The organism is Synechococcus sp. PROS-9-1, from assembly GCF_014279775.1.
Taxonomy (GTDB): Bacteria; Cyanobacteriota; Cyanobacteriia; order PCC-6307; family Cyanobiaceae; genus Synechococcus_C.
On record NZ_CP047961.1, the window covers coordinates 2093435 to 2109320 of the forward strand.

The following is a 15886-nucleotide window of genomic DNA, read 5'->3' on the forward strand; positions in this document are numbered from 1 at the left end:
ACAGAAGTCTCTTCATGATGATCCGGAATCCTTCGATCGATACCAGAGGGCACCGGAATCACTTGCCGATACAGAAGCGAGAAAAGATCCGATCCAACACCGACTCCGTGAGCTGCTCCCCGGTGATCTCCCCCAGGCTGCGAATCGCCTGACGCAAATCGATCGTCCAAAAATCCCAAGGGAGACCATCAGCCGCCACCTGCTCACTCCGGGCCAGGGCCTCAGCCGCAGTGGCAGCCAAATCAGACTGTCGCTGATTCAAGGCCAGGAGCAGGGGCTGTTCGATCAAGGCGCCACAACGCTCCAGGACTGCACGCACGAGAGTCGGTTCCCCGTCTCCAGTGACCGCGCTGAGGCGCACATCGGCAACCGAAGCCGCGTCCCCATCAGCTTCAAGGCGAAGGTCTGCTTTGTTGCCGACCCGGAGGCAGGAAACCCCCTCAGGGATCAGGGCAAACAAGGCCTGGTCGTCATCAGACCAACCCTGGGCGAGATCAAACAACAGCAGCACCAGATCAGCACTCGCAAGGGCGTCGCGGCTGCGAGCAATCCCCAACTGCTCCACGGCATCACTGGTGGCCCTGATCCCTGCAGTGTCCAGCAGGGTGATCGGTACGCCATCAAGCACGATCTCACTTTCCAGCAAATCGCGCGTGGTGCCTGGCAAGTCGGTCACAATCGCCCGCTCCCGGCGACTCAACAGATTGAGCAAGGAGCTTTTCCCCACGTTGGGCCGGCCCACAAGCGCCACCCTCAATCCATGGCGCACAACCGATCCCCGCTCGCCATCGGCAACGAGCGTGAGCAACTCTTGGCGAACAGCTTGCAGCTCCTGCAAGAGCGCCTCAGCGTTCAAGGGAGGAAGATCCTCTTCAAAGTCCACGCGGGCTTCCAACTCACTGAGCTGATCAAGCAAGCGCTCGCGCAAGACCACCATTTTTTTTTGGATCCCACCATCGAGACCGGCCATCGCCAGCTGCGCTGCCCGCTTGCTGCGCGCTCCCACCAGATCACTCATCGCTTCCGCCCGGCTGAGATCAAGACGGCCATTCAGCACCGCGCGTTGGCTGAATTCACCGGGCAGGGCCCGTCGCACGCCTGGTTGCTCCAAGACACGTGCCAAGACCTGCTGTACCGCGATCACCCCGCCATGACAATGAATCTCGACCACGTCTTCTCCGGTGAAACTGCGCGGCGCCAACATCACCAGCACCAGCACCTCATCGAGCCGTTCCACACCACCGGCAGCCACAACATGTCCATACAGAACCCGGTGGCTCTCCCATAGCTGTTGACCAGGAATCACCGTGATCGCGGCAACAGCGCGCACAGCACGGGGACCCGACAACCGAATCACGGCAATGCCACCCTGTCCCGGTGCCACAGCGGTAGCGATCGCAGCGATCGAAAGCTCCTGATCTGGCCCAATCCCAGACATACCCCGATCCCTGCCGCCATCACGCACTCCTTCCTACGATCCCGATGCTTCCTCAGCCGCACTAGCGGCCAGCAGTTTCGATGAAGCGGTTGCGGAACAAATTGCAGCGACGCTTGAACCGATGGCTGCAGTGGGTCTGGCAGCAGGAGGGAACCCCTGGCCAACGCGCCCGCGGACTGGCCGCAGGAGTGTTTTGCGGTTGCTTTCCCTTTTTTGGATTTCAGACCCTGCTGGGAATTGGCTTGGCCAGCGTTGTGCGCGGCAACCATTTGCTTGCCGCCGCTGGCACCTGGATCAGCAACCCATTCACCTACGTGCCGCTGTTTTGGTTCAACTACCGCTTAGGGGCACTGATCCTCGGTGAAGGAGCTGGCTGGCCAGGGCTCAACACTCTCAATCAAGAACTGCTCGCCACGGCGGGGTGGGATGTGATGAGCCGTCTCTTGCTGGGTTCCAGCCTGACAGGAACAGTGTTTGGTGGGCTTGGCTGGTGGCTCACCCTTTACTGCTTGCAACCCCAAAGAAACCGGGCCACGAACCCTCGCCATCGAGAGCGTGGGAGAAGGTAAATCCCTTCAGTGCGTTCTCAAGCCTTCATGACAGATGCAAGCCAGCTCCCAACAGGGAGCCAATCGTCTCCTTGATCGATGGGCTCCCAAAGCGATTCAATCAAAGAACGCGTTGGAGTCTGGCTCAAGTTCCAACGCCTCAACACCTCAGGAACTGAGGCGTCTGGCTCAGTCCCAGGCACCTCTCTGGCCTGGGTCTGCCACCACCAGGCATTGCGCCAGTTTTGCCACATCTCCCTGGCAGGAGCTGGTCCATCATTCAAAAAGACAGGCAAGCCCTCTGGCTCCTGGGGTAAACCAGCGGATTGAATCGCCGAAGCGAGCCCAGCAAAAAAGTCTCCATAACCAACGGGCCAGCTCGCGATTAACTCCAGCGTTGCGCTCACCAAGCGTTCATCACTTTCCAGATCAGGATTGGTCGTCAGTCCCAATCTCCTCACCAAGCAGAAGCGATAGTGATTTTGATATGTGCTTGCATACCGCTCAAGCGATTCTTCCATCCGCGGCCGAGGCAGCAACATCGCCAAAGGGTTTTGAAGAAGCTGCAAATTTTTTCGACAGATTGCTGGCTGTCGCCCATAGGAATACAGCCCGGTCTGATCGAAATAAGCTGCCGTAAAACTTGGATCCCAGCGGTCTAAAAAGGCAAACGGGCCGTAGTCAAAGCTTTCACCCGCGAGCGACATGTTGTCGGTGTTGAGCACGCCATGAACAAAACCTGCTGACATCCACTCAGCTGCCAAGCGAGCCACCCGCTCCACCAGCTCGCCATAGAACGCGAGGAGCTGATGCTCCAAGGCCAGTCGATCACCGTCAGGAGCAGGATGGGCTGCCGCAATATCGGGGTAATACACAGCCACCACATGGCGCAGTAAGCGCTCCAACCCTTCGGGGTCGCGCAAATACAGCAGCCGTTCACAGGTTCCAAAGCGCAGATGGGTCCGCGCCATCCGAACCATCACGGCACTCCGCGTCGGCGATGGCTCATCCCCACGCCAAAGCTCATCACCCGTTTCGATCAACGACAACGTTCGGCTCGTCGTCACACCTAGACGATGCAACGCCTCGGAGGCGATCACTTCGCGAACCCCTCCTTTCAAGGTGAGGCGTCCATCCCCACCACGACTCCAAGGAGTGGTGCCACTCCCCTTGCTGCCAAGGTCTTGAAGCCGGCCGGTTCGATCGCGCAGTTGGCCATAAAGGAAGCCGCGGCCATCGCCAAGCTGGGGGTTGTAGGTTCCGAACTGGTAGCCGTGATACCGGAGAGCAAGCAAGGGAACGCGCTCTTCAAAACGGCCATAGGCCATCTCGACGTCTTGATCTGATACACCATCTGGCTCCACCCCCAGCTGACGCAACAGTGCGTCGTTGCGAAAGCGCAGCTGCGTTCGTGGAAACACCGCCGCCTCCACCACATCCCAATACGACCCACCCAAACCCTCGATTGAAGGTTCGAATGGCAAGGCCAACAGCGGATTGCTCAACTCTGGCCAGTACGCGCGATGTCGATCACATCTGCCATCGAGCGGATCTGGTCCAGGGTGCGCTGCAACTGCGCTGCACTCCCCAGTTCCACCATCAAATCGATCCGGGCCGGCTTGCCATAGGCCGTTCTCACCTGCGCATCACTGACGTTGATCGAACCATCGGACAAACGCATCAGGATGTCCTTCAAAATCCCAACGCGATCAATCACCTCAATGCGCAAGTGAGCAGGGAATCGAGAACCTGCTTCTTGCAGCGATGGATTCCAACGCACAGGCAAACGACGTTCCGTCGGGATCGCTTCCAGGTTGGCGCAGTCTTGACGGTGGATGGTGATGCCGTGATTACCAAGGGCCACAGCACCCAAGATCGGCTCTCCTGGCAGCGGACTGCAACATCCACCAAGACGATGATCTAAGCCTTCAACACCAAGGATGGGCGCCGCTCCTGCGGACGGAACATCGCGATGGGATGGGTGCTCGGACTGCTTGACCAGTTGCTTGGCGACATCCTCATTGCTCAGAGGTGCCTCCGCCTCAGCCGTTTGCAGACGAATTTCTTCGCGCAGGCGATTGAGCACCTGATGCAGCGTTAAAGCCCCAAACCCAAGGCCAGCAAGGAGATCTTCCGTGGTTTGCAGATTGCAGCGCTCAGCCACCCTGCGCATCGCTTCACTGCCGAGCAGAGCATCAAAGCCACTGCGTCCCAACTCGCGTTCAAGCAACTCTTTACCGCGATCAATCGTCTCGTCACGATGGCTGCGCTTGTACCACTGACGAATGCGATTTCGTGCCGTTGGAGTGGCTACAAAATTGAGCCAATCCAAACTTGGATGGGAATTTTTTGCGGTGAGAATATCAATGAAGTCACCATTTTGAAGCGGGGTTGATAAAGGCGAAAGCCGATCATTAATCCTCACACCATGACAATGATTGCCCACCTCAGAGTGAATGCGAAATGCGAAATCAACCGCGGTTGACCCCTTACGAAGCCCCACTACATCGCCCTTAGGCGTAAACACAAACACCTCCTCGTCGAATAGATCTTCCTTGATCGAAGCCAGGTAGTCATTGTGATCATCCGCGCCCCCCTCCTGCTGCCAATCCACGAGCTGACGCAGCCAGTTAAAGCGCTCCGTATCTCCACCCGTAGCAGGGGAGCCACCCTCCTTGTATTTCCAGTGAGCAGCAATGCCGAACTCCGACACCTGATGCATTTCCCAGGTACGAATCTGCACCTCGATCGGACGATGGCGACCAATCACAGCGGTGTGAAGTGATTGATATCCATTCGGCTTCGGGAGCCCGATGTAGTCCTTAAACCGTCCTGGAATGGGCCTAAAGGTGTCATGGACGACGGCCAAAGCGCGATAACAACTCTCGACATTCGGCGTGAGGATCCGCAACGCAGCCACGTCGTAGATCTCGTGAAACTCTTTCTGCTGGCGCTGCATCTTGGTCCAGATGCCATAGAGATGTTTCGGGCGACCACTCACCTCACAGCTGTCGAGGCCAACAGCAGCCAAACGATCACAGAGCAACTGAACCGTGACGGAGAGGCGCTCCTCGCGTTCGCTGCGCTTGGTTGAAACCTCCTGCTGCATTTCGCGGAAGGCCTCGGGCTCCAGCAACTTGAACGAGAGATCTTCGAGTTCCCATTTGAAGCGACCAATCCCTAAGCGATTGGCCAGCGGGGCGTAGATCTCACGCGTTTCCCTGGCGATGCGCTGCCGTTTCTCCTCCTTAAGCGCGCCAATCGTGCGCATGTTGTGCAGACGGTCCGCCAGCTTCACCAACACCACACGAATATCACTCGCCATGGCCAGAAACATCTTGCGCAGATTCTCTGCTTGGGCCTCCGTGCGATTGGTGAAATGAAGGCCTCCCAGCTTGGTGACGCCCTCCACCAACTCACGGACCTCAGATCCGAAATGGCTTTCCACTTGATCTGGCGTGACATCGGTGTCTTCCACCACATCGTGCAGAAAACCAGCAGCAATCACGCTGGCGCTCGCCCCGATGTCCCGGAGCAGATCTGCAACGGCCACAGGATGCACGATGTAAGGGTCGCCGCTGGCGCGGAACTGCCCCTCATGCAATTGAAACGCGAAATCAAAAGCAGCCGCTAACAGGGCCTCTGGATCGGTCGGACAACTATGTCCAACACCCGGAGGAACGTGAATCAAACATTGCTCCAACCACTCTGGGAGCTCGATGCCGTAATCCTCTGGCGAGCGCACAACACGCTCGCGCAAGGCCGTTAGGCGGCTAGCCACCTGAATGGATCCAGACTGAGTCTGAGAAGGTTCGGGTGCAGAGGTTGCGTTGAGCATCCGACCCGGCAGGTGCTTCCATGGTATGTAGGCATGAGGCACCGTGCTTTCTTTCATGCCCAACGCGCCAGGAACGGTTCTGACGCTGAATCAATTGCGCCTGCGCTATCCAGGAAGTGAATCCTGGACGTTGGATGGATTGGATCTCAGCCTGAAATCGGGAGATCGCTTGGCACTTGTTGGACCGTCTGGATGCGGGAAGAGCACCGTGGCGCGAGCCGCCTTGCAACTCTTACCTCCGGGGAGCTGCTGCGAAGGAGATCTACGTCTTAACGGTCAAGATCCACGCCAACTGAGGCGGCCGGCTCTACGCGCCCTGCGCGGGGCGACGGTGGGACTGGTGTTTCAAGACCCGATGACTCGGCTCAATCCACTGATGACCGTGGGTGGCCACCTCCTCGACACTTTCGCCGCTCACCGCCCAGCCATGGGACATCAAGAGCGGAAAGACCGCGCTGAAAGCCTGCTGGAACAGGTGGGTATCGGGGCCGAGCGCTTTCGGGCCTATCCCCACGAATTCAGTGGTGGCATGCGCCAGCGCTTAGCCATCGCGCTGGCCATTGCGCTCGCACCACCGCTTGTGATCGCTGACGAACCAACCACCAGCCTGGATGTTGCAGTTGCGGGGCAGGTGATGGCGGTGCTGCGCACTCTTTGCGAAGAGCTCGGAAGCGCCCTCCTGCTCATCACCCATGACTTGGCGATGGCCAACCGTTGGTGTGAAGACATGGCGGTGCTGGATGGGGGCCGTCTGGTGGAACAAAACAGCAGCAATCAAGTGCTGACCCATCCCCAATCCGAGATCGGCAAGCGGCTCGTCACAGCCGCCAGGGCCAGAGAAGGAGGCGACACGCCAGAAACACCTGACGGCACAGCCGTGCTGCAGGTGGAAGGACTGCGCTGTTGGCACAACCTCGGAGGACCACCCTGGTCTCCCAACTGGCTGAAAGCGGTGGATGGCGTGAGCTTCAGCTTGCAATCCGGTGAATCGCTGGGGGTGGTGGGTGGCTCTGGCTGCGGGAAAAGCACCCTGTGCCGGGCTTTGATGGGACTCACCCCGATTCGGGGAGGCGACGTTTGGCTCCAAACACAAAACCTGCTCCAACTGCGCGGCAGCGCTGAACGACAAGCAAGACGCACCATTCAGATGGTGTTTCAAGACCCATTGGCCTGCCTGAATCCAGCCCTCACCGTCGCCGACGCCATCGCAGACCCCCTACTGATTCATGGTCTCGCCTCACGGGCAGCCGCTCGAGAACGGGCTCGGGAGCTTCTGGAGCTTGTGGGATTGTCACCAGCGGATCATTTTCAAAATCGACTGCCCAAGCAACTGTCTGGTGGCCAGCAGCAACGTGTCGCCATTGCTCGCGCTTTGGCGTTAGGCCCGCGGGTGCTGATCTGCGATGAAAGCGTGAGCATGCTCGATGCGGAGATCCAAGCCGAAGTCCTCGCATTGCTGAGACGTCTGCAGCAAGACCTAGGCCTGGCGATGATTTTCGTGACCCATGACCTTTCAGTGGCGAGTGGCTTCTGCCATCGCGTGATCGTGCTGGATCGAGGTCAGGTTGTGGAAGAAGGCCCTGGAGATCAGTTGCTACGCCACCCAGAAGCGGCCATTACCCGCACATTGGTGGAAGCCTGTCCGGTGCTGCCAACCAGCAACCCATGAGCATCACAGTCCCAAAAGCAAACATTTTTTCCCGCAAGACACGAGAGCCTGAGCGTTCTAAAGCAAGCTCTGGCTGAGGATCTGGCGTTGATTTCTGAGCAACAAAAATAGATCTGGCCTCGCTCTACCGCTACGAGCTCATCGGTGCTGATTGGGCGGAATCCCTCGAGGCTGGTCGAGCCATGACGGTGGGTTTCAATGCTTTGAGTGGAGAGGACCTCAGCGGGTATGCGTCTCTCACCTCCGAACTACTGATGGCCCCAGGAACGGAGCTCACGCTCCTCTAAGCACTTCGTTTTCGCAGCACGATCAACAGTTTCTCCATCGCCAATGGGACTGGGGCCTCAAACAACATCCGCTCTTTCGTCATCGGATGATCGAGGCCCAACTGAAAGGCATGCAGGGCTTGCCCAGGAAGCTCCACAGGAAGTTTCCGGCAGCGGCTGTAGGTGATATCTCCCACCACGGGGTGATTGATGTGCGCGCAATGCACGCGGATCTGGTGCGTGCGACCCGTATCGAGCTTGAAGCGCAACAAGGAGTAATCACCGAGTCGCTCTTGGAGGGTCCAGTGCGTGCGCGCGTAGCGACCACTTTCATCACTCACCACTGCATATTTTTTGCGATCCACAGGATGACGGCCGATCGCTCCAAGGATCGTTCCCGACTCTCCTTGCGGCACCCCATGGACCACAGCCAGATACTCGCGTGAGGCAATCCTTTGTTGGATCTGAGCCTGCAGACGAACCAACGCCACCTGGGATTTCGCGACCACGATGCAACCCGTCGTGTCTTTATCGAGGCGATGGACCACTCCAGGCCTCAATTTGCCGCTAATGCCGGGTAAGTCCTGGCAGTGATGCAAGAGACCATTCACCAGGGTTCCATCTTTATTTCCAGGAGCTGGGTGCACGGTCAAGCCGGCTGGTTTGTTGATCACAATCAAGTGCTCGTCTTCAAACAGCACATCGAGATCCATCGGCTCGGGCTTGAGGTAAGGCAGCGGTTCTGGCGGTGGCATCCAGAGCTGCACCTGATCTCCCTCTCGCAAGGGAGTTTTGGCCTTCCCCGTCTTGCCATTCACGCGCACGTATCCGGCATCAATGAACTTTTGGATCCGAGACCGGCTTTGCTCAGACCGTTGGCTCACCAACCAGCGATCCAAACGCATCGGAAGGGGCTTGGCATAGGTGAGGGTGACGAGTTCTCCTTCCCCTTCTCCAAACCCATCCGTAAACACTTCCTCAGGCAAGGGGGGGCGCACAAACCCTTGGCCTTGAACGCTCAAGACTCCCCCTGTTCCGGTAATTCCAAAGCGATCGAACCCAACAGCGAACGTCGGAAATCATCCAGCAAACGCTGTGCCATCCGTGCCGTATCCCCAGAGGTATGGCGTTCGGCCGTGGCCTCCAGCCAAAACGCTGGATCAGCCGTATGCCCAGCCACTGGGGTTCCATAACGCTGCTCCAAAACCGACAGCACAACCCCGGAAGCCGCCCGTCCCTGCGCATCAATCAAGATTCTCAAGAACGCCTGGGCCACCAACTCGCCGTCATAGGCCGCTTGGCCGATGTCATCACAGAGGGCGAGATGCAGCGCCGCCCGTTGATCATCCAAACGAGGTGGCAAAACGCCAGGAGCATCGAGCAGATCCAAGTCTTGACCAAGCCGCACCCAACGCAAGGTGCGGGTCACACCAGCCCGACGAGCACTCGCCACCACCTTTTTCTTGACCAGCCGATTGATCAAGGCCGACTTGCCCACATTGGGAAAGCCGAGGGTGAGGGCACGCACCGCCCGCGGGCGCATCCCCCGAGTCTTCCGCCTCTCATTGAGCTGATTTCCAGCCCGAATCGCCGCCTGCTGCACCAGCTTCACCCCGGTACCGGCCTTGGCATCACACCAAACCGTGCGCTGCCCCTGCGCCTTAAACCACTGATCCCAGGCCTCCCATGCCGCAGTCGTGACCATGTCGCGTCGATTGATCACCAGCAAATGCTGCTTCCCTTTCAACCAGCGATTCAGATGGGGGTGTCCGGTGGCAAGAGGGATTCGGGCATCACGTACCTCAATCACCAAATCAACCTTGTCGAGGTTGCGCTTGAGCTGCTGTTCCGCCTTAGCAATGTGCCCCGGATACCACTGAATCGGAGGTGTTTTCACGGAACCACCAAAACTGGACAAGGCGAGAGCTGAATCACCCGCGCTGCCGTGCTGCCACTTTCGGCTTCGAGATTCACGCCGCGGGTGCTCATCACAATCACATCCACATTCAACTCGTCTGCCACGTCGCAAATCACAAACGCTGGCATCCCCTCACGCTCCACCACATCACAAGACACCCCAACCTGCTCAAAACGGGCTTGAGTTTCGGCCAATAACGTTGCTACCACTGCATGGTCATGCATCTCAGGTCGCTCGGACTGAACCACGGACAACAGGATCAGCCTGCTGTTGTGACTGCGTGCCAAGTCCAAGGCTTTGGTCGCCGCTTCCACTGCTTCTCGGCTGTAATCAAGCGGAAACAACACGGTTTCAAACATTGGGCCACCTCCGGTAGTACCCCTCTTTTGCAGTGCTAGCGCGTAATCGGGTTAATCTCGCCCCGATTTCACACCTCACGACATAACCACATGGCGAAGCGTTCTCTGGCAAAACTGAATACCGGCGACTTGAGCGGAAAACGCGTTCTTGTCCGGGTCGATTTCAACGTGCCTCTGAACGACGCCGGTGCGATCACAGACGACACGCGCATTCGTGCCGCACTGCCAACGATCAATGATCTGGTCGGCAAAGGCGCCAAGGTGATCCTGGCGGCTCACTTCGGCCGTCCCAAGGGTCAGGTGAACGACGCGATGCGCCTCACCCCAGTGGCCGCACGGTTAAGCGAGCTGCTCAGCAAGCCTGTGACCAAAACCGACAGCTGCATCGGACCTGATGCCGAAGCCAAGGTGAACGCCATGGCCAACGGCGATGTGGTTCTGCTCGAGAACGTGCGCTTCTTCGCGGAAGAAGAAAAGAATGATCCCGCCTTCGCTGAGAAGCTCGCCGGCCTCGCCGACGTTTATGTGAACGACGCCTTTGGTGCCGCTCACCGTGCCCATGCCTCCACACAAGGCGTGACCAAGTTCCTCAAGCCTTCCGTGGCTGGCTTCTTGATGGAGAAGGAACTTCAGTACCTACAAGGCGCCGTGGATGAGCCCAAGCGTCCTTTGGCTGCGATCGTTGGTGGCTCCAAGGTGAGCAGCAAGATCGGCGTTCTCGAAGCCTTGATCGACAAGTGCGACAAGGTGCTGATCGGTGGCGGCATGATTTTCACCTTCTACAAAGCCCGCGGCCTGGCTGTCGGCAAGAGCCTCGTGGAAGAAGACAAGCTGGAACTGGCCAAGGAATTGGAAGCCAAAGCAAAGGCCAAAGGCGTTGAGCTGCTGCTCCCCACCGATGTGTTGCTCGCCGACAACTTCGCTCCTGATGCCAACAGCCAAGTGGCAGACGTCACAGCGATTCCCGACGGCTGGATGGGACTTGACATCGGTCCTGATGCCATCAAGGTGTTCCAAGCCGCTCTGGCTGATTGCAAGACCGTGATCTGGAATGGCCCCATGGGCGTGTTCGAGTTCGACAAGTTCGCGGCCGGAACCAACGCCATTGCAACAACCCTGGCTGAAATCGGTGGGAAAGGCTGCTGCACAATCATTGGCGGTGGCGATTCCGTTGCGGCTGTTGAGAAAGCAGGCCTGGCCGAGAAGATGTCTCACATCTCCACCGGTGGTGGCGCCAGCCTTGAGCTGCTGGAAGGCAAGGTGCTTCCCGGCGTCGCCGCCCTTGACGACGCCGCTTGAATCAAGCCGCAACAGCAAACAGCTGATTGATCAGCTGAACTCAGGGCCGTTCCAATTGGAGCGGCCTTTTTTTTGCACTCTTCGACGCTCTGGCCTAAGAGGAAGTCCCAGTCGCTGCCGCTCAGCCGTCATGGCAGCGCGTGCCTCCCGAAACAGTTCGCGTCTGCCTTGGCGTTGTTCCTGCTTACACACACGAAAGGCATCGATGGTGTTGGCTGATTGGAGACAACGTTGCTTGGCTGCCAACAACGCTTTTTGCTGGTCAACGCTGCTCAACTCCCAACGGCGACGTGCCTCAAACAACTGCTGCTTTTGCGCATTTGTGAGCGTTGATCGAGAGGCCGGCGACTTCATTGGAGACTCAGCCCATCCCGTAGCGGGATGAAGAGCGGCAGCGGCAAACGCGGCACAAGGGATCAGCAGATAACGCTGCCAATGCTTAAGAGTGACCATGCGAATCATTCACAGAACGTTCTCATGCTGAAAGCAAGGTTCCGTTGAAATCTGACCCAAATGGGCTGCAAGCATGACCGGATCTAACCAAGACGATTGAGCGTTCCGCTCCACTGCGATGCCTGAGAAAATGAAACAGCTGTTGACCAAGCTGGGGCACGCCAACTCTGAAACTCGCCAATGATCACCGTCCTCCCCTGACTCCGCCCGCTGCGGTGGCGATCGTGGGGCTTGGCGCACTGGGACTACCCATCGCCGTCAACCTGCGACGAGCCGGCTACCGGCTCAACGTGCATACCCGCAGCCGCTCAGCGGAATCGGCAGCAGAACTCTTGGATGATCAAGGTCCCACGGTGACCTACAGCAGCTCGCCGGGCAAGGCCACAGAGGGCTGTGGGGTCCTACTGATTTGCGTGAGCGATGACGCCGCAGTGCAAGACGTTCTCTGGGGAGATAATGGAGCAGGCTTTGCCCTCGCACCAGGAAGCTTGGTGATCGATTGCTCCACGATCGCGCCAGCCACAGCGGCAGCGATGGCCACGCGACTGGCGGAACGCAACGTGCACTACATCGATACTCCTGTGACAGGCGGCACGGAGGGCGCCAAGGCCGGCACCCTCACCGTGCTCTGTGGTGGCGAAAGCACGGCGCTGGAGCGGGCCCGTCCGCTATTGGAGGTGATCGGTGGCTCGATCCATCACTTCGGGTCCGTTGGCAGCGGCCAACAGGTGAAAGCGGTGAACCAGGTCCTAGTGGCAGGAAGCTATGCCGCCGTCGCCGAAGCGATCGCTCTGGGGCAACATCTCCAGCTCCCCATGCAGCAGGTTGTGGCGGCACTCGTGGGAGGCGCTGCCGGATCGTGGGCCCTGCAACATCGTTCTGCCGCCATGCTTGCCGATCAATACCCGCTCGGGTTCAAGCTCGCACTCCATCACAAAGACCTGAAGATCGCTCTGGATGCCGCCAAGGAGCAGCAGTTGGAACTCCCGATCACCCAACGCGTGCTCGAACAAGAGTCGGAGCTGATGCAACAGGGGCTCGGGAACGCCGATGTGTCGGCCCTAAGGCGCTGCTATCCAGCTCATTCCAATTAGGGCTGGAGCTGACCTTTGTGATCCACCACTCGCACCTGCTTGCTCACACTCACCACACCCTCGGGATGCACCAACAAGGCAGCCCAGGTTTGAATGCCCGACTTAAACGGAGCTTGCACAGACTTAAACAGGCCGCCACCACCAAGGGGCTGGAGCTGGATATCTGGACTCTCTTGCCCCAACACCTGCTGAGGGGTCAGCGCGATCAAACCACCCGCCAACAGAGCATTTCCCAAGGGCTTTTCCACCACTACATCCACGTCGTACCGACTTCCGGTGAGCACACTGTCGGGGATGAGCAAACTGATCGGCAGTGACTGCTTGGCACTGGTCATCACCGCTTGATCGCTAAGAATTTCCTGATTAGCAATCAAGCCGCTCTCAGTGGTCACCGCTAGACGTTGATTCGCATAAAAGAAAAAACTCAATGCTTCCTGCTGGAGTGTGCCTTTGACGGCGATCTGCATGGTCGAGCGACCATCTGATGTAGGAGAGCCTGGCCTCACAGACCAGTTCAGCTGAGGGAACCGGCTGCTGAACAGGCGGTATCTCTCCTCAAGACCACCAAATTGCTCAGGCGTAAATAGTGACTTCAACGCTGCAACATTGCCCTCAGGCTGATTGAGGGCGGCTTCCAAGCGCTCACTGAGATCAAACTGAGACTTGGTTACAGCCCGACTGGACAAGGGGAGTGCCAGGGCGGAGCCAAGCAGCAATGACACCAACGAGGCGCGGAGAGCTCGAGACATAAAGACATCCCCTGAGTCCATCTAAGTTAGGGCGCTCTTTCTCATCCCGCTCGAGCTCATGCCTCGGCTTCTTGTTGCTGCCAGCGGCACCGGAGGGCACTTGTTTCCAGCCCTCTCCGTTGCTGATGCCCTGCCGGAGCCCTGGAGTGTGCGCTGGGTGGGCGTTCCCGACCGCCTGGAAACAAGCCTGGTTCCTGGCCGTTATCCCCTCACCACAGTCAAGGCCGGTGGATTGCAAGGTCGAGGACTGCGCAAACTCATCCAACTGATCCAATTGCTGGCGGCCAGCGGAAGCATCCGCCGCCTGATCCAACGGGAACGCATCGATGCTGTCTTCACCACAGGCGGATACATCGCTGCACCAGCAATCCTGGCGGCACGGTGGTGCGGCCTCCCCGTGGTGCTCCATGAATCCAATGCCATTCCCGGCCGGGTCACCCGCTTGTTTGGACGCTTCTGCACCCGCGTTGCCGTGGGGCTTGGGGCTGCCGCACCACGCATCCCGGGCTGCCGAGCGGTGGTGACCGGCACCCCGGTGCGGGCTGCTTTTCTCCAGCAACACTCCCTACCGATGTGGGTCCCTCAGGGCAATGGCCCCCTGCTGGTGGTGATCGGTGGAAGCCAAGGCGCTCTGGGGCTGAATCGTATGACACGAGTGATCTTTCCTTCCCTGCTCAGCAGCGGCTGCCGCGTGGTTCATCTCACCGGCAGCAATGACCCCGATGTGGGTTGCATCGAACACCCTTTGCTGGTGGAGCAACCGTTCAGCGATGAGATTCCGGCCTTGCTCCAACACGCCGACCTCGCGATCAGCAGAGCCGGTGCCGGCAGCTTGAGTGAACTGGCCGTGAGCGGAACACCCACCGTGCTGGTGCCCTTCCCCCAAGCCGCCGATCAACATCAAGATGCCAATGCCGTGTGTGCTGCAGCAGTGGCCGCTGCCGTGATCGTGCATCAACACGACCCCAGCGAGACGACCCTTCGTGACACGGTCTGGCGCCTGCTTGGATCAAGGCTTCAAGGAGGCGATCCAGGCGCCGACCCACTGCCCGAGATGGGGCAGGCCATGCGGGAGCTGGGCGTGGATGATGCGGATCAGAAGCTCGTGGCCCTGCTCCAAGGACTGTTGGCTTGAGCACGCTGAAGCGCGCTAAGGATGCGTTGATTCCCCCGCCGATCTTGCAGACCAATGCGCAACCAACGCTCACCCAACCCTGCGAAAGAACGGCAATCCCTGAGTAAAACTCCCTGGTGTGCAAGCTGCTCGCGCAGCTCGAGTAAGGACTGCTCGCCTTGGATCAGCAGATAATTAGCAGCCGAGGGGTAGGCCTTGAATCCAGGAATGGCATCAAGTTGTGCCCGAAACCACGAGCCTTCCTGTTGCACCCACTGCTGAACGCGCCATTGCCAACGCTGCAAGCCAACCGCGTCGTTCATCACAGCCACTCCAGCAGCAATCGCCAAACCATTCACAGGCCAAGGATCTCTCCATCCATGCCATCGCTGCAGACGATCGGGTGCCGCAACGGCATAGCCAAGACGCAACCCCGCAATCGCAAACAATTTCGTGAGACTGCGGATCACCACAAGATTGGGATGGTCTGCCACCAAGGGCAGTAACGACTGATCTTCGCCGCCTGGAACCAGAGGCAGGAAAGCCTCATCACAGATCACCAGCGCGAATCGAGCCAGCAAGGGTTCCAAAGAACAACGGCTCCAAAGCTGACCGGTGGGGTTGTGGGGATTGGTGATCCACACCACATCGGTCGTCGCCTTCAACGCGCCCAACGGAAAAGGTTGCGGCCAGCCATCGCCCCACTCCAAGGGCAAAGTCAGCTCCTCAATCGCGCCACCCCAACAAGCCAAAGCTCGGGAATAGTCGGCAAATCCAGGCTGAGGGAGAGCATTGAGACCAGCGGCGGTCGCATCGCGAGCCGCCCATGTGAACAACTCCGCGGCCCCATTCCCTCCCAGCACCTGATCAGGATCCAGCCCATGCCATGACGCGATCGCAGAGCGAAAATCAGCCTGAGCGCGGTCGGGATAATCACGCAGCGCCTGGCCCTGAATGGCAACGGCGAGAGCCCTGCGCAGAGCACGAGGCGGACGAAACGGCACCAACGAGGCGCTGGCATCGAGCACCTGGGAAGGCTTCATCCCCAGCCGCCGGGCTTCCTGGCTGAGATTGCCTCCATGGGGAGGAAGGCCGTTGCTCACGCCTACTGGTGCTGGATTCACCCATCCTGCCCAGGCAT

14 protein-coding genes are annotated in these 15886 nt (G+C 58.8%); 5 read left to right on the plus strand and 9 right to left on the minus strand.

The window, feature by feature from the left end:
* Positions 1-58 precede the first annotated feature (58 nt).
* Positions 59-1438 carry a tRNA uridine-5-carboxymethylaminomethyl(34) synthesis GTPase MnmE gene (mnmE, locus tag SynPROS91_RS11165; RefSeq protein WP_186519757.1) on the minus strand — a complete coding sequence of 460 codons (1380 nt, stop codon included), beginning with the start codon at positions 1436-1438 and terminating at the stop codon, positions 59-61.
* Between the two features lie 80 nt (positions 1439-1518).
* On the opposite strand from mnmE, the gene SynPROS91_RS11170 reads away from it, so the two are divergent.
* Complete coding sequence (locus SynPROS91_RS11170) at positions 1519-2007, plus strand: DUF2062 domain-containing protein (protein WP_186516907.1); 489 nt, start codon at positions 1519-1521, stop codon at positions 2005-2007.
* A 17-nt stretch (positions 2008-2024) separates the two neighbouring features.
* On the opposite strand, the gene SynPROS91_RS11175 is transcribed toward SynPROS91_RS11170, so the two are convergent.
* Positions 2025-3476 carry a YdiU family protein gene (locus SynPROS91_RS11175; protein ID WP_255439778.1) on the minus strand — a complete coding sequence of 484 codons (1452 nt, stop codon included), beginning with the start codon at positions 3474-3476 and terminating at the stop codon, positions 2025-2027.
* An 11-nt stretch (positions 3477-3487) separates the two neighbouring features.
* On the minus strand, positions 3488-5824 hold the full coding sequence (locus SynPROS91_RS11180; RefSeq protein WP_186519759.1) for a bifunctional (p)ppGpp synthetase/guanosine-3',5'-bis(diphosphate) 3'-pyrophosphohydrolase: 2337 nt from the start codon (positions 5822-5824) through the stop codon (positions 3488-3490).
* Between the two features lie 55 nt (positions 5825-5879).
* Here SynPROS91_RS11180 and SynPROS91_RS11185 point away from each other — a divergent pair, with 55 nt between their 5' ends.
* Positions 5880-7493, plus strand: a complete 1614-nt coding sequence (locus SynPROS91_RS11185; RefSeq protein WP_186516911.1) for an ABC transporter ATP-binding protein — start codon at positions 5880-5882, stop codon at positions 7491-7493.
* 283 nt (positions 7494-7776) lie between these two features.
* Here the strand turns inward: SynPROS91_RS11185 and SynPROS91_RS11195 are convergent, their stop codons facing one another.
* From SynPROS91_RS11195 to SynPROS91_RS11205, 3 genes are read right to left on the minus strand one after another with little or no spacing between them, the layout of a single operon-like run.
* On the minus strand, positions 7777-8781 hold the full coding sequence (locus SynPROS91_RS11195; protein WP_186516913.1) for an RluA family pseudouridine synthase: 1005 nt from the start codon (positions 8779-8781) through the stop codon (positions 7777-7779).
* The gene (gene ylqF, locus SynPROS91_RS11200) at positions 8778-9656 is read right to left on the minus strand and encodes a ribosome biogenesis GTPase YlqF (protein WP_186516915.1); all 879 of its coding nucleotides are present in this window, start codon (positions 9654-9656) and stop codon (positions 8778-8780) included. Before ylqF ends, SynPROS91_RS11195 begins: the two co-directional genes overlap by 4 nt.
* Positions 9653-10036, minus strand: a complete 384-nt coding sequence (locus tag SynPROS91_RS11205) for a universal stress protein (RefSeq protein WP_186516917.1) — start codon at positions 10034-10036, stop codon at positions 9653-9655. The genes ylqF and SynPROS91_RS11205 overlap by 4 nt, the downstream gene beginning before the upstream one ends.
* Positions 10037-10126: 90 nt before the next feature.
* Here SynPROS91_RS11205 and pgk point away from each other — a divergent pair, with 90 nt between their 5' ends.
* Entirely contained in the window at positions 10127-11335 is a 1209-nt protein-coding gene (pgk, locus tag SynPROS91_RS11210; RefSeq protein ID WP_186516919.1) for a phosphoglycerate kinase, read from the plus strand.
* A gap of 30 nt (positions 11336-11365) precedes the next feature.
* Here pgk and SynPROS91_RS11215 read toward each other — a convergent pair whose 3' ends face one another.
* Positions 11366-11788: a hypothetical protein gene (locus SynPROS91_RS11215; RefSeq protein WP_186516921.1), complete on the minus strand. Its 423-nt coding sequence runs from the start codon at positions 11786-11788 to the stop codon at positions 11366-11368.
* A 215-nt stretch (positions 11789-12003) separates the two neighbouring features.
* Here SynPROS91_RS11215 and SynPROS91_RS11220 point away from each other — a divergent pair, with 215 nt between their 5' ends.
* Entirely contained in the window at positions 12004-12882 is an 879-nt protein-coding gene (locus SynPROS91_RS11220) for an NAD(P)-dependent oxidoreductase (RefSeq protein WP_186516923.1), read from the plus strand.
* Here the strand turns inward: SynPROS91_RS11220 and SynPROS91_RS11225 are convergent.
* A complete protein-coding gene (locus SynPROS91_RS11225) occupies positions 12879-13631 on the minus strand; it encodes a hypothetical protein (protein WP_186516925.1) in 753 nt (250 codons plus the stop codon). The genes SynPROS91_RS11220 and SynPROS91_RS11225 overlap by 4 nt on opposite strands.
* Before the next feature lie 58 nt (positions 13632-13689).
* On the opposite strand from SynPROS91_RS11225, the gene SynPROS91_RS11230 reads away from it, so the two are divergent.
* Positions 13690-14766, plus strand: coding sequence for a glycosyltransferase (locus SynPROS91_RS11230; protein ID WP_186516927.1), 1077 nt, complete (start codon positions 13690-13692; stop codon positions 14764-14766).
* On the opposite strand, the gene SynPROS91_RS11235 is transcribed toward SynPROS91_RS11230, so the two are convergent.
* Entirely contained in the window at positions 14727-15848 is a 1122-nt protein-coding gene (locus SynPROS91_RS11235; RefSeq protein ID WP_186519761.1) for a histidinol-phosphate transaminase, read from the minus strand. The two genes, SynPROS91_RS11230 and SynPROS91_RS11235, sit on opposite strands and share 40 nt — an antisense overlap.
* Between the last annotated feature and the right edge of the window lie 38 nt (positions 15849-15886).

Bases quoted from the DNA above. Each gene is read 5' to 3' on its own strand.
- SynPROS91_RS11215 (WP_186516921.1), bottom strand. From the start codon at position 11,788: ATGGTCACTCTTAAGCATTGGCAGCGTTATCTGCTGATCCCTTGTGCC.
- SynPROS91_RS11225 (WP_186516925.1), bottom strand. From the start codon at position 13,631: ATGTCTCGAGCTCTCCGCGCCTCGTTGGTGTCATTGCTGCTTGGCTCC.
- pgk (WP_186516919.1), top strand. From the start codon at position 10,127: ATGGCGAAGCGTTCTCTGGCAAAACTGAATACCGGCGACTTGAGCGGA.
- SynPROS91_RS11230 (WP_186516927.1), top strand. From the start codon at position 13,690: ATGCCTCGGCTTCTTGTTGCTGCCAGCGGCACCGGAGGGCACTTGTTT.
- SynPROS91_RS11205 (WP_186516917.1), bottom strand. From the start codon at position 10,036: ATGTTTGAAACCGTGTTGTTTCCGCTTGATTACAGCCGAGAAGCAGTG.
- SynPROS91_RS11185 (WP_186516911.1), top strand. From the start codon at position 5,880: ATGCCCAACGCGCCAGGAACGGTTCTGACGCTGAATCAATTGCGCCTG.
- SynPROS91_RS11170 (WP_186516907.1), top strand. From the start codon at position 1,519: ATGAAGCGGTTGCGGAACAAATTGCAGCGACGCTTGAACCGATGGCTG.
- mnmE (WP_186519757.1), bottom strand. From the start codon at position 1,438: ATGTCTGGGATTGGGCCAGATCAGGAGCTTTCGATCGCTGCGATCGCT.
- SynPROS91_RS11180 (WP_186519759.1), bottom strand. From the start codon at position 5,824: ATGCTCAACGCAACCTCTGCACCCGAACCTTCTCAGACTCAGTCTGGA.